The 12,473-nt window shown below is 39.3% G+C and carries 15 protein-coding genes; 10 read left to right on the forward strand and 5 right to left on the reverse strand.

Translation table 11 applies throughout. The annotated features are described in order from the left end of the window. Nucleotides 1-22 precede the first annotated feature (22 nt). From ES896_RS11760 to ES896_RS11775, 4 genes are read left to right on the forward strand one after another with little or no spacing between them, the layout of a single operon-like run. Nucleotides 23-1,876: a hypothetical protein gene (locus ES896_RS11760; RefSeq protein WP_240688378.1), complete on the forward strand. Its 1,854-nt coding sequence runs from the start codon at nucleotides 23-25 to the stop codon at nucleotides 1,874-1,876. Next, complete coding sequence (locus ES896_RS11765; RefSeq protein ID WP_008345079.1) at nucleotides 1,866-2,129, forward strand: hypothetical protein; 264 nt, start codon at nucleotides 1,866-1,868, stop codon at nucleotides 2,127-2,129. Before ES896_RS11760 ends, ES896_RS11765 begins: the two co-directional genes overlap by 11 nt. Beyond that, a complete protein-coding gene (locus ES896_RS11770) occupies nucleotides 2,129-2,647 on the forward strand; it encodes a sigma-70 family RNA polymerase sigma factor (protein WP_029575466.1) in 519 nt (172 codons plus the stop codon). Before ES896_RS11765 ends, ES896_RS11770 begins: the two co-directional genes overlap by 1 nt. After that, nucleotides 2,644-2,937 (forward strand): anti-sigma factor family protein, encoded by a 294-nt coding sequence (locus tag ES896_RS11775; protein ID WP_008345075.1) that lies wholly within the window; start codon nucleotides 2,644-2,646, stop codon nucleotides 2,935-2,937. The genes ES896_RS11770 and ES896_RS11775 overlap by 4 nt, the downstream gene beginning before the upstream one ends. Nucleotides 2,938-2,981: 44 nt before the next feature. Here ES896_RS11775 and ES896_RS11780 read toward each other — a convergent pair whose 3' ends face one another. Next, nucleotides 2,982-3,617, reverse strand: coding sequence for a hypothetical protein (locus tag ES896_RS11780; RefSeq protein WP_017359387.1), 636 nt, complete (start codon nucleotides 3,615-3,617; stop codon nucleotides 2,982-2,984). 273 nt (nucleotides 3,618-3,890) lie between these two features. Next, nucleotides 3,891-4,070, reverse strand: coding sequence for a DUF5325 family protein (locus tag ES896_RS11785; RefSeq protein WP_008345070.1), 180 nt, complete (start codon nucleotides 4,068-4,070; stop codon nucleotides 3,891-3,893). Nucleotides 4,071-4,183: 113 nt separating this feature from the next. On the opposite strand from ES896_RS11785, the gene typA reads away from it, so the two are divergent. Both typA and ES896_RS11795 read left to right on the forward strand, forming a co-directional pair. Beyond that, nucleotides 4,184-6,022: a translational GTPase TypA gene (typA, locus tag ES896_RS11790; protein ID WP_008345068.1), complete on the forward strand. Its 1,839-nt coding sequence runs from the start codon at nucleotides 4,184-4,186 to the stop codon at nucleotides 6,020-6,022. Between the two features lie 96 nt (nucleotides 6,023-6,118). Continuing rightward, entirely contained in the window at nucleotides 6,119-6,400 is a 282-nt protein-coding gene (locus ES896_RS11795) for a YlaH-like family protein (protein ID WP_045034298.1), read from the forward strand. A gap of 29 nt (nucleotides 6,401-6,429) precedes the next feature. Here ES896_RS11795 and ES896_RS11800 read toward each other — a convergent pair whose 3' ends face one another. Together ES896_RS11800 and ES896_RS11805 are read right to left on the reverse strand one after the other, a co-directional pair. Continuing rightward, entirely contained in the window at nucleotides 6,430-6,660 is a 231-nt protein-coding gene (locus tag ES896_RS11800) for a YlaI family protein (RefSeq protein ID WP_008345063.1), read from the reverse strand. Nucleotides 6,661-6,968: 308 nt separating this feature from the next. Next, the gene (locus tag ES896_RS11805) at nucleotides 6,969-7,586 is read right to left on the reverse strand and encodes a YhcN/YlaJ family sporulation lipoprotein (protein WP_008345059.1); all 618 of its coding nucleotides are present in this window, start codon (nucleotides 7,584-7,586) and stop codon (nucleotides 6,969-6,971) included. A gap of 140 nt (nucleotides 7,587-7,726) precedes the next feature. On the opposite strand from ES896_RS11805, the gene ES896_RS11810 reads away from it, so the two are divergent. Continuing rightward, nucleotides 7,727-9,049 (forward strand): PhoH family protein, encoded by a 1,323-nt coding sequence (locus tag ES896_RS11810; RefSeq protein ID WP_007499837.1) that lies wholly within the window; start codon nucleotides 7,727-7,729, stop codon nucleotides 9,047-9,049. Between the two features lie 15 nt (nucleotides 9,050-9,064). On the opposite strand, the gene ES896_RS11815 is transcribed toward ES896_RS11810, so the two are convergent. Further along, nucleotides 9,065-9,547 (reverse strand): hypothetical protein, encoded by a 483-nt coding sequence (locus ES896_RS11815; protein WP_008345056.1) that lies wholly within the window; start codon nucleotides 9,545-9,547, stop codon nucleotides 9,065-9,067. A 120-nt stretch (nucleotides 9,548-9,667) separates the two neighbouring features. On the opposite strand from ES896_RS11815, the gene glsA reads away from it, so the two are divergent. The 3 genes from glsA (at nucleotide 9,668) to ftsW (ending at nucleotide 12,423) form a co-directional block, all read left to right on the forward strand. Beyond that, the gene (gene glsA / locus ES896_RS11820; RefSeq protein WP_019743436.1) at nucleotides 9,668-10,597 is read left to right on the forward strand and encodes a glutaminase A; all 930 of its coding nucleotides are present in this window, start codon (nucleotides 9,668-9,670) and stop codon (nucleotides 10,595-10,597) included. A gap of 122 nt (nucleotides 10,598-10,719) precedes the next feature. Further along, nucleotides 10,720-11,001, forward strand: a complete 282-nt coding sequence (locus ES896_RS11825) for an Fpa/YlaN family protein (protein ID WP_003212509.1) — start codon at nucleotides 10,720-10,722, stop codon at nucleotides 10,999-11,001. 210 nt (nucleotides 11,002-11,211) lie between these two features. After that, on the forward strand, nucleotides 11,212-12,423 hold the full coding sequence (gene ftsW, locus ES896_RS11830; RefSeq protein ID WP_007499829.1) for a putative lipid II flippase FtsW: 1,212 nt from the start codon (nucleotides 11,212-11,214) through the stop codon (nucleotides 12,421-12,423). Nucleotides 12,424-12,473 lie beyond the last annotated feature (50 nt).

A 12,473-nucleotide genomic window follows, 5' to 3' on the forward strand; every position in this document is an offset into this window, starting at 1 on the left:
TTTAAATGAGTACAGTATCCACATGATTCAATGGTGTGTGCTTGGACTATTTGTCCTTTTCATTACACTTCCCATATGGAAAGAAAAGAAGAGTAGTTATGTATTTTATGCTGGAATCGTATTAAGAGTAGTTCTGCTAGGGAGTATGACACTTGAGATGATTCACCAAGTGCTAGCTAGACAGTATACGATTGAAACATTTGAAGTGCTGACAGATTTCATGCAATTTCTCATCTATGGATATGTCTTGCTTGCATCACTTTTCTATGTGATTTCTCTTCCTTATTTAAAAAATAAAGGCATGTTTTTTGCGTTTGATTTATCTGTGTTACTTCTGCCTTTATGTCAAACGGTGTTTATTGTGTTAGTTGAAAGCAAAAAGTTCTTTCTCAGCGGTGATACGGAGCTGGTATGGAGAGATTTGATCATCATTTTGCTTATGATTGGCTTTGTCGCTTTGGTACTTCACCTATTCTTTCGTTTGTTTTGGCATCAGAAGTGGAAAGAATTGCTGTTTTTCTATGGCCTGATTTTCGCTGCGCTGCTGTATATTTTTTATCCTTCTATCTCGAAGCATGAGCTGCAATCTTCGTTTAAGTCCATAGTGATTTTAGTGGCGGCCGCAGGAAGCTTTATGACATTACATTTGTTATGTGCGTTAATACAAAACAAGGTAAAGTTGAGACAGTGGGGTGCTGGGGGGATTGTCGTCTTTTTTATGCTGATGCTGAACCCAATCCTAAATCTCCCACATATCATGTTTCAATTTACTAAAACGGAACTGACAGATACTTTCTCAGAAGAATATCGCCCTTTATCTGAAGCAAGTGCAAAAGCATTCGCTTCAAAGTTTGTACCATCGGACACTACATTATATTCAACGACTTATAAACAGCCGATCTCTTATAACTATGTGTTTGCAGCCGATCAATATGAAGTGAATGTTTCTGCGTTTACAGGTGAATTAAACAGCTATTTTTATCATGGTCGCGCAAAGGGTCAGCATTTGACCGATAAAGAATATAGGGAAAAAACCATTGAATTTTTTGAAAGAAGCGGCCGATCCGTTGATCTAGACCGCATTCATATCGTCGTCGAAAAAGAAGACGGGGAGACAAGCGTTCTTCTTTTGCCAAAAATGTCTCAGAATAAAGATGAGAGCTTAGCGTTTGCCACCTGGAAAAAAGAGACGCTTCGACAAGCGCAATATGGGAACGCCATCTTTCAATTAAAGGATATAGACGGGATCAATTTAACAAACAAAGAAATGAAAACGAAAATTAATCGTATTTATAAAAAGTTAAGTTTACAGCCACCAGCTTACCAGATCACAGACGTTGATGCTTTTTATTTTGAATGGCAGCATGAAGTGACGGTAAAGACAGCCGATCAATCTGAATTTCTGTTTAATGGTTCAACGAAAGAATTGCTGAAAATACAGCTATCAAAAGCGATTCTTCAACAGAAAAAAGGAAATATCAGTGACGAAGATTTGTTTGAAATGATAGGGGAACAGTCAAAAGACGTGAAGACAGAAACAGGAACTCGTGAACACAAACAATATACTTTTCACGGGTCATCAAATTTACTTCATGTGACGAGAGATGCCGATGGAATTGAGTTGAATTGGCAATCAGACTCTTCTTTACCGCATACGGTATCGAATCAAGAACGTGATGAAGTCTATCAGCAAGTTCTCAAAAAGTATGAACCTTATACCATCTATAAAAAACAAATCAAGCCGGTGAGAATGATCGACAAAGAGGGAAAAATGGGCATTTCGTGGTTTGTGATCATTCAAACCTTCGGATCGAATGAGCGGAAAATATATGAAGTAAATGAACGAACAAAAGAGGTGCAACGTTTTGACAGATAAAGAAAAACAAGCCATCTTTCAAGACTTATATGAATTGTATCAGGAAGGGGAGCTTGGAGAAGAGGCTTCTAACTGGATGAAGACGCATGAAAAGCAGTTTCAGCATTCTGTTAAGGGAAATGAGTTTGCTCCTGCCCACACTGAGGATCAGAACGATTATCTCGAATTAAAACGCATGAAGTGGTTTATTTCTTCGTTATACTTCTTTTTTATCGTTTTATCAATTTGGATGACTGTGTGGTTTTATTTTTGATGTCTAGACCGACCAATCAAATTGAAAAAATATATGAAGAATATTTTCAGGAAATCACCAAATATTTATATCGCAGAACGGGAAATGTCGAAACAGCCAAGGACCTTGCGCAGGATGTATTTATCAAGGCACTGCATGGATTATCCTCTTTTAAAGGACATTCAAGCATTAAAACATGGCTTTACACCATTGCTTATCATACATTTGTCAACGACTATCGCCGAAAAATAAAACGAACTTTTACGGATGTAGAAAATGCTGATTTTTTAGAGCAACAGATATTCATGACACCTGAAGACCATTTAGAAACTCAAGCTGATATTCAAAGGCTGTGGAGCCAGATCAATCAATTGAAGGATTCTTACCGAGAAGTCCTCATTTTAAGAGATATTCAGGAATTATCGTATGAAGAAGTAGCGGAAATTTTGAATTGGACTTTACCTAAAGTAAAGACAACCCTTCATCGAGCAAGATTAGAGCTGAAACGAAAGCTACATTGTGAGGAGTTCAACAAATGAGCTGTTATTTGATTGAAGAACTATTACCACTTTATATAGAAGGGGACACGAGTGAAGAAACAAATCAATTAGTGAATGAGCACTTACGTTCATGCAAAAAATGCCTTCATCTATATGAAGAAATGAAAGAACCAGTCTCTATTGCAAAGTCAACAGATTTCATACCGTTCATAGATGAAAAAGAAGAAAAAAGAAAGTTTGAAAAGCGCTACTATGGAAAACTGTTATTAAGGGCAAGTATCGTTTTTAGTATCGTCTATCTCATCATGCTCTTGATCTATTGGATATAAGAAAGAACCCCCATCTGGATGAACCGGATGGGGGTTTTTTGAGCTTAGTTCAATTTTTCTTTAGCAATTTGAACTGCATCATAGAACGTTTTTAATTGCTCTTGAGGAATTTTCTTAAGCAATTGGTTGAAAACAAGTAATTCAGTAGAGCTGAATCCAAGACCTTTAGCGATTTTAGAATCAATTACAACGTTTCCTTTTTTGTCTAGAACAAGTGCATCACCAGCAAGATCAGCAATTCTGATCACTGATTTGAAAAGCTTTTCGAATTTAGTTGCTTCTTCTTTAGTAAGACCAAGTTCAACAGCTTTTTCTGCATCAAAAACTAATTTTCCTTTTTCGTTTTTAGTGATGCTTTCACTGAAAACGATTGTAAGAACAGCTGCGCGATCTAAGAATTTCTCAGCAGTCGCCGCTTCTTCTTCAGTCAGACCGAGCTCAACAGCTTTTTTCACATCAAATGTGTAGTTGTTGTCTTCCTCAACAAATGAATTGATGAGAATGCTGATAACACGCTCGTTTTTCTCCAATAAATCTTTAATAATTTGTTGCTGCTCAAAAGGAATCCCTTTGAAAGTTGCAGCACTTGCTTGCCCAGGAGCTACTGTTGTGAAAGTAAAAATGATAGCTAAAGCGAAAAATACAACAGAGCTGAGCGATTTGCTCAAAAACTTCTTCATGCTTCTTTTCTCTCCCTTTTCTGTTAAATTTTGTTGCAAGAACAGCATACCATGAGAAACTTTGTGGAAGAATAGGAAAAATGTAACTTTGTGTTTGATTTTGGAGAACTATAAAAGTTCTTGTCGAAAAATGGAGGAGTTCAGATTGCTTAGATTTGCCAACACTATATGAAATTTTTAGTTGAATCATTAGTGTTACATAGGTGGTTGGTCTTGTTTTTACCCAAAATAAAAGCCTTCTACATGTAAAATGTAAAAGGCTTTTCATAAATTTTATGATTGCACGTTTAATTTTCGTTTTAATGTAAATCCTGTACCCATGAAAATCATGGCGAACACAATACTTAAGCATGTTCCCAGTATGCTTTTTTCTGCAACAGACACTCCAATAAACGCCATACTGACGACGGCAAGTAATGCACATAATAATAGAAGCCATTTGATTTGTTTCATTTGTCTCCATCCCTTTTTTTAGAGTTAATATAAGTTTACAGAAAAACGATCGGCATTTAAAGGGGATTGTGATATAATATGAAAGTTATCTAATTATTTTAGGAGATGAAAATGTGAAACTTCGAAAAGACCTTCGCAACATCGCAATTATTGCCCACGTTGACCATGGTAAAACGACGCTTGTTGACCAATTGCTCCATCAAGCTGGTACTTTCCGTGCGAATGAAAATATCGCTGAGAGAGCCATGGATTCAAATGATTTAGAGCGAGAGCGCGGTATTACGATCTTAGCTAAAAATACTGCGATCCATTATAAAGATACACGCATTAATATTTTAGATACACCAGGACACGCCGATTTCGGTGGTGAAGTTGAGCGTATCATGAAAATGGTAGATGGTGTACTTCTCGTTGTGGATGCATATGAAGGTTGTATGCCTCAAACACGATTCGTGCTAAAAAAAGCACTTGAGCAAAACTTAACACCAATTGTTGTTGTCAATAAAATTGACCGTGACTTTGCTCGTCCAGCTGAAGTAGTTGATGAAGTCATTGACTTGTTCATTGAATTGGATGCAACAGAAGAACAGCTTGAATTCCCAGTTGTATATGCATCAGCAATCAATGGTACAGCAAGTAACGATGCTAGTAAGCAAGATGAAAACATGGAATCGTTGTTTGAAGCGATTGTCAACCATATCCCATGCCCAGTCGACAACCATGAAGAGCCGCTTCAATTCCAAGTGGCGCTACTTGATTACAATGATTATGTTGGAAGAATTGGAATTGGCCGTGTATTTAGAGGAACGATGCAAGTAGGACAGCAAGTTGCTCTAATGAAAGTGGATGGCAGTGTAAAACAATTCCGCGTGACGAAGATTTTTGGTTTCCAAGGGTTAAAACGAGTGGAAATCAATGAAGCGAAAGCTGGAGATCTTGTCGCAGTATCTGGTATGGAAGACATCAACGTAGGAGAAACAGTCTGCCCGGTAGAACACCAAGAGGCTTTGCCGATCCTTCGTATTGATGAGCCGACACTTCAAATGACATTTGTTGTGAATAACAGCCCATTTGCAGGCCGTGAAGGAAAGTACGTGACATCACGTAAAATTGAAGAGCGTTTAGAACAGCAGCTTCAAACAGACGTAAGTCTTCGTGTAGATCCAACGGATTCACCTGATGCTTGGGTCGTATCAGGACGCGGTGAGCTTCACTTATCAATTCTGATTGAGAATATGAGACGTGAAGGATTTGAACTGCAAGTATCGAAGCCAGAAGTTATTGTAAAAGAAGTAGATGGTGTTCGATGTGAGCCTGTAGAGCGTGTTCAAATTGATGTACCTGAAGAGCATACTGGCTCTGTTATGGAATCAATGGGTGCAAGAAAAGGTGAAATGATTGACATGATCAATAATGGTAACGGTCAAGTTCGCCTGATCTTTACAGTTCCATCACGTGGTTTAATCGGATATACAACTGAATTTCTTTCATTAACTCGTGGTTTTGGTATTTTGAACCATACATTTGACAGCTACCAGCCGATGCAGTCTGGTCAAGTTGGCGGACGCCGTCAAGGTGTACTTGTTTCAATGGAAACAGGTAAAGCAACTGCTTACGGAATCCAAGGCGTTGAAGAGCGCGGTGTGATTTTCGTTGAGCCGGGTGTTGAAGTATACCAAGGAATGATTGTTGGTGAGCATAACCGTGAAAACGATCTTGTTGTCAACGTGAGCCGTATGAAACAACAAACAAACGTACGTTCAGCGACAAAAGATCAAACGGTTAGCATGAAAAAACCACGTATTATGTCACTTGAGGAATCTCTTGAGTACTTAAATGAAGACGAATACTGTGAGGTTACACCGGAATCGATCCGTTTAAGAAAGAAAATTTTAGATAAAAACGAACGTGAGAAAGCTGCGAAGAAGAAAAAGCTAGCAGGATTATCTTAATTCCATGAAGAATTAAAAAGATAGAACCCTGAAAGATAAGGGGAGGGAATCTTTTTGAATGATCAGGAAGTAAGTGAGAATCTATCCTTTTTCGCGATGCTGTTTCGTGTCGATGAAAATCCGCAAACAGGGATGTGGCTCCTATATGGCACCATCCTTGTTTTAGCGATTATTGTTTTTAAACTCGGCTTTGCTAGACGTTTACCGATTTTAAAAGCACTTGTCATTTATTTGTTTTTGATTTTTGGCTGCACGTTTCTCACATTTCTAGGAATCTTCTTGCCAGTAGCAGAAGGCCTGGTTGTGGCAGCTGTCATTTTGATTATTTATAAAATACGGCTGCATCGTGCGAAAAAAGAAGGAACAGTGAGTACGTAAAAAAGACCTGAACTTGTGTCAGGTCTTTTTTATGTCTTCTGTTCTTTTTTTCCTTTTTTCTTCTTTTTCTCTTTCGTCGCAGGATCTTGATAAAGAGAGAATCTGCCAGTTTTGATGCGTGCCTCTGTCTTTACTTTAATTCTTTCTTGGCAGTCATCGCACATATATGTATGAATCGGTCGATTTCTTAACCGTTTAGCAACAAGTGTATCATCATTAATGGTTTCAAGCTTTTCACATAATGAGCACTTCACTCTCATCATTTTCACCTCACTTTGGTCATGCCTTCATTATAGCATGTTTTTTGAGCCACTTAAAATCAGCATAAAAAAGGCTTATATCACAAGAGATATAAGCCGCAGCGTGTAGGCAAACCCTCGCATTCGGTGTCAGTCCTGCGCTTCGGTGCTCACGAATGTCAAATTCGCTCCGCGCCGATGCTCGTCCTTCCTGGACTGCAAAGGTTTTCTATCACGCTGAAAAGAAGACAAAGAGCCAAAATAAAGTTCATTTTAGCCCTTTGTCAACAATCTAAAGCTTATATCACAAGAGATATAAGCCGTTCTCATTATTTCTTCTGATTCATATGATGGTTTGATTGATCGTTTTGATTTTTTTCTAATTGCTTTTGATCTTGTTGTTTGAGCTGATGATTCGGATCATTCGTCGGATCTGTTTCGTTACGGTCGATTTCATTTCGAGGCATTTCTGGCATAACACGGCCCACAATGGCTGCTAGTTCATCCATAATTCCGCTTACTGGTCTGCCAGCTTGAATTTCTTTGCCCATTTCCTTTAAACGGCTCACTGTATCTGGATCAGCGACGACAACAGCATTCGCACCTTCTGGGTCATTTTTCAGTGCTTTGGCGACTGAATATTTAATGGTTTCAACTTTGCTTCTATCTAAATCATCTTTTACATCAATGCCGACGACAGCATACTTGCCGATGACGATCGCTGTTGCGTCATTTACATCTGCTACATGCTCAGTCACATTCACTAGGTGTTTTGCCACATCTGTTGATGGGCGGGCTTTATCAGTGTTTTTCTTGGATGAGTCTGATACTCTTACTAAATGCTTGTTTCCGTCTTGATGTTCTTGTGCCAAAGGCTTCTCTTGATGCTGGCAAGCGCCTAATAAAAGAATGGTTTGAACCATGAATAACGTCAAAAATAGTCGCATGTGTATTCCCTCCTTCACAAACTGCATGATTTATTTTATTGTTGAATTAACCTTCTAACTTTATTCATGAAAACATATATTTTAACAATCGTTTTTGGAAAGACAAGGATGAATGAAACCCCGATCAGGAGGCGAAGGACCTGAGTAAAATTTATGTATTAGACACAAATGTGTTATTACAGGATCCGAATTCAATCTTTTCATTTGAAGACAACGAGGTCGTGATTCCGGCCGTAGTGTTAGAAGAAGTAGACTCGAAAAAAAGATATATGGACGAGGTTGGGCAAAATGCACGACGTGTCTCACGTTTAATCGACGGGTTGAGATCGAAAGGGAAACTGCATGAAAAAATTACGCTGGAGTCAAAAGGAACGCTGCGTATTGAGCTGAATCATCGCTCTTTCCATGAACTTCAAGAAATTTTCATCGAAAAAACAAACGATAACCGGATTTTGGCTGTTGCGAAGAATTTGAGCTTAGAGGAAGAAACAAAACCGGATGGCCGGCCTGTCATTTTGGTCAGCAAAGATGTCCTAGTGCGAGTAAAGGCGGATGCCATTGGTCTGCAAGCAGAGGATTTCTTAAGCGATCGAGTGCTACAAAATGAAGACATTGATAACGGCTATCACGAGCTCTATATTCCGACTGAGCAGCTGAATACATTTTATAAGCAAAATCAGTTACCGATAAAAGACGTCACCCAAACACCATTAAACCCTCATCAATTTATCATTATGAAGGGAAATGAAGGTGGTTCTGCTTTGGGGATGCTTGATCAAAAAGCAGAGCATGTGAAACGGCTTATTTATGACCAAGAACATATTTGGGGAATTCGCCCAAAAAATGTCCAGCAAACGATGGCGCTTGAGTTACTTTTACGCCGCGATATTCCGCTTGTGACACTTATCGGAAAAGCGGGAACAGGCAAGACACTGCTTGCACTTGCTGCTGGATTAATGCAGACAGAGGACCTCGGCATGTTTAAAAAGCTCATCGTGGCGCGCTCTATTGTTCCTGTCGGTAAGGACTTAGGGTATTTGCCAGGCGAAAAAGAAGAGAAGCTCAGACCGTGGATGCAGCCGATCTATGATAACCTAGAATTTTTATTTAACACAAAAAAACCTGGTGAACTCGATGCGATACTAGCGGGCATCGGTTCAATTCAAGTGGAAGCTTTAACGTATATTCGCGGGAGAAGTATCCCTGATCAATTTATCATTATCGATGAGGCGCAAAACTTAACAAAACACGAAGTAAAAACATTATTAACGCGGGTTGGTGAGGGAAGTAAAATTGTGCTGATGGGAGACCCAGAGCAGATTGATCACCCTTATTTAGACAGCTTAAATAATGGGCTCACATATGTCATTGAGCGTTTCAAAGGGCAGCAAATATCTGGACATGTCAAGCTTGTCAAAGGAGAAAGGTCTGGACTTGCTCAGCTTGCAGCTGATTTATTATAGTCCAGACCCGTCATCTTATGTAATGATTAACTCTTTGACGCCTTTAATCGGCTGAGTGATGTTGGACTGATCCTCGAAATAAACGTGGATTGGTCCTTCTTCTGTTATAGGCTTTCCATTTTGGCTGAAATGGGCAATGCTATCCATCGCCTTAGAGAGCGGAACAGCAATTGTTTCTGTTTCTGTGACAAATTCACACGTCTCCGCTTGTTCGAGCGGTTCTGCATTTTTTATCATGTCGCCAAGTTTCATCCCGAAGCTGCCTGTGACGAGTCTTTCTTTTTCGTACTTTTTCTCTGTTTTTAATGTGGGTGGAAGTGTTTGACCTTCTCTTATGACCCGCTCTTGATCGAGTTCCTGATCTAGCTGCTGCTCTTCGTTTGCTGCACTTTTCTCAAAAAATGAATCCATTAAAAATTTACGGTCATCAAAAATCCATACACTCGGATCAATGGTGATCTTGTATTGTACGTTCCCCTTGATTTGAATAATGCTCATGTTCAAGACAACCCCTTTCCAACATAAATTATAGAAGTTTTCGCCCGCTTTGTCACTTTCATAAACATGCACTTCCTTGTACACACTACGATTAGACGAAAAACAGGGAGGATTTTGGGCATGGCATGTCGTGACAATGAAGAGCTTCAGCGATTTGTAGAAGAGGCAAAAAAGGTGGCCAAAAATGGAAAGGTAGCATCCTATATTCCGGCACTCGGTAAAGCGGATCAATCGGATTTATCTGTCGCTGTATACCATGTGAGTAATACGTGCCACTCAGCGGGAGATGTTGATAAACGATTCACCCTGCAAAGTATTTCAAAAGTATTAGCACTGGCGCTCGTGCTCTCAGAAGAAGGACCGAAAAAAGTGTTTCAATATGTTGGACAAGAACCGACTGGCGACCCGTTTAATTCGATGATTAAACTAGAGACAGCAAGCCCCAATAAGCCGCTTAACCCAATGATTAATGCAGGAGCGCTTGCCGTTACAAGTTTAATAAGAGGAGCAACGCCGCAAGATCAGCTGAACCGATTGCTTGGTTTTATTAGAGAGCTTGCCAATGACACCACCATTACATATTGCAAAGAAACCGCTGCATCCGAATTTGAAACATCAATGATTAACCGCGCAATGTGCTATTATATGAAGCAATATCATATCATTAAAGGGAATGTAGAAGAGGTGATGGACGTCTATACGAAGCAATGCGCCGTCATGATGAACAGCCTGGATTTGGCGAAGATCGCATGTGTTTTTTCATTAGATGGCAGGCATCCAGAGACAGGAAAGCAAATCCTTTCGAAAGATGTCGCTAGAATTTGTAAAACGTTTATGGTTACATGCGGTATGTACAATGCGAGCGGGGAATTTGCGATCAATATCGGAATCCCTGCTAAAAGTGGTGTTTCAGGCGGTATTATGGGGGCGGCGCCATACGACTTTGGGATAGGTATATTCGGGCCTGCTTTGGATGAAAAAGGGAATAGTATTGCGGGTATTAAGCTGCTTGAGCTCATGAGTGAAAAATATGAGATGAGTATCTTTTAATGACGAATGGCTTCTTTTTATTTTTACAGAGCGAACTGTACAAATCTGCTTGCAATTTTGGGCGTTTCGCTTTATGATAAATAGAAGAATTAGGTACTCGCCTGGGGAACGGAGGGATACTTTTGGCGTCAGAAATTTTAGTCGATCATCGGCAAAAAGCACTGGCTTTATTAAAATTGGATGCAGATAAAATTTTAAAATTGATCCAAGTGCAAATGGACAACTTAACGATGCCGCAATGTCCTCTTTATGAAGAGGTTTTAGATACTCAAATGTTCGGATTATCGAGAGAAATTGATTTCGCTGTCCGGCTTGGATTAGTTGATCAACATGAAGGCAAAAAACTACTCGATAAACTTGAGAGAGAATTATCCGCACTTCATGATGCGTTCACAAAAAAATAATGATTGAAAACTCAAACTTCCACAACATAAGTTTGAGTTTTTTTGTCCGCCTTTTTATTTTGCTTGATGCCAAACGGACTTGATTGTCTCATGAAAGACGAACAATATAAAGAGGTAAAACGGGATCAAACGGAGAAAATGTAGTAGAATAAGAACAGCTAAGAGAAGAGAATGTCAAGCAGTAGAAATAGACGTTAGGAAGAGGATTATATGTTAAAGAGAATGCTAAAATCGTATGACTACTCATTATTGTTCGCCATTATATTAATTAGCGCATTCGGCTTGGTGATGGTGTATAGCTCAAGTATGATTACATCTGTGATCAGATATGATGCTGCGCCAGATAATTTTTTCAAGAAACAGCTTTTATTTATGATTGTCGGGGCGGTCATCTTGATGTTTACAGCCCTCATTCCGTATCAGCTGCTCTTAAATAAAAGATTCCAAATTGTGATGCTTTTGTTATCTGTGTTTTCTCTCATTTATGTGTACTTTGGCGGTCACATTGCAGGGAATGCTAGAAGCTGGATCAAATTTGGACCTTTTAGTCTTCAGCCAGCGGAATTCGTGAAGATCGTTGTCATCATTTATCTTGCTGCTGTCTATGCAAAGAAGCAGCATTATATTGACCATATTTTAAGAGGGGTTACACCTCCAATTGTGGTTGTCTCCATCCTATGCGGATTTATTATTTTGCAGCCAGACTATGGGACAGCTTTTATCATTGGTATGATTGCCCTTGCGATGATTTTATGCTCAGGGTTTAGCGGTAAAACGCTGGCCAAGCTGCTCGCTTTATTTAGTGCGGTGATGGTTGTTGTGACACCGTTTATTATTCTTTTTTGGGATAAAATTTTCACGCAGAATCGTCTTGGACGTTTTGAGAGTTTCCAAGATCCATTTAAAGACGCAGGCGCTTCTGGGCATCAATTGATTAATTCATATTATGCGATTGGATCAGGCGGCTTTTTTGGGCTTGGTCTTGGAGAGAGTGTACAAAAGTATGGATACCTTCCAGAACCGCATACAGATTTTATCATGGCAATTATCTCGGAAGAGCTTGGTTTTTTCGGTGTGTTTTTTGTCCTTGCTCTCCTTGGCTTTATTGTCGTGAAAGGTTTTTACATTGCGAGAAAGTGTGAAGATCCGTTTGGAAGTTTGCTTGCAATAGGAATTTCTTCAATGATTGCCATTCAAACGTGTATTAATTTGGGCGGTGTTTCAGGTCTCATTCCGATCACTGGGGTCACACTTCCGTTTATCAGCTACGGGGGATCGTCTATCATTTTACTGAGTGGATGTATGGGAATATTGCTGAATATCAGCATGTTCACTGAATATAAAGAGCGTTATAAAAAGAAAAAATCAATCAGCAAACCATCGATTCAAAAAAATGGATTGCAGAAAACTTTGAATCTTTAGAAAACAAAAGTGTACAGTTTTCATTTCTTCCTTTATTATAGAGTACATAT

Source organism: Bacillus sp. 005/A4HT-01/001 (assembly GCF_004634445.1).
Classification (GTDB): Bacteria; Bacillota; Bacilli; order Bacillales; family Bacillaceae; genus Bacillus; species Bacillus altitudinis.

Bases quoted from the DNA above. Each gene is read 5' to 3' on its own strand.
- ES896_RS11760 (WP_240688378.1), top strand. From the start codon at position 23: ATGATTCAATGGTGTGTGCTTGGACTATTTGTCCTTTTCATTACACTT.
- ES896_RS11780 (WP_017359387.1), bottom strand. From the start codon at position 3,617: ATGAAGAAGTTTTTGAGCAAATCGCTCAGCTCTGTTGTATTTTTCGCT.
- glsA (WP_019743436.1), top strand. From the start codon at position 9,668: ATGGCATGTCGTGACAATGAAGAGCTTCAGCGATTTGTAGAAGAGGCA.
- ES896_RS11785 (WP_008345070.1), bottom strand. From the start codon at position 4,070: ATGAAACAAATCAAATGGCTTCTATTATTATGTGCATTACTTGCCGTC.
- ftsW (WP_007499829.1), top strand. From the start codon at position 11,212: ATGTTAAAGAGAATGCTAAAATCGTATGACTACTCATTATTGTTCGCC.
- ES896_RS11795 (WP_045034298.1), top strand. From the start codon at position 6,119: ATGCTGTTTCGTGTCGATGAAAATCCGCAAACAGGGATGTGGCTCCTA.
- ES896_RS11805 (WP_008345059.1), bottom strand. From the start codon at position 7,586: ATGCGACTATTTTTGACGTTATTCATGGTTCAAACCATTCTTTTATTA.
- ES896_RS11775 (WP_008345075.1), top strand. From the start codon at position 2,644: ATGAGCTGTTATTTGATTGAAGAACTATTACCACTTTATATAGAAGGG.
- ES896_RS11800 (WP_008345063.1), bottom strand. From the start codon at position 6,660: ATGAGAGTGAAGTGCTCATTATGTGAAAAGCTTGAAACCATTAATGAT.
- ES896_RS11815 (WP_008345056.1), bottom strand. From the start codon at position 9,547: ATGAGCATTATTCAAATCAAGGGGAACGTACAATACAAGATCACCATT.
- ES896_RS11770 (WP_029575466.1), top strand. From the start codon at position 2,129: ATGTCTAGACCGACCAATCAAATTGAAAAAATATATGAAGAATATTTT.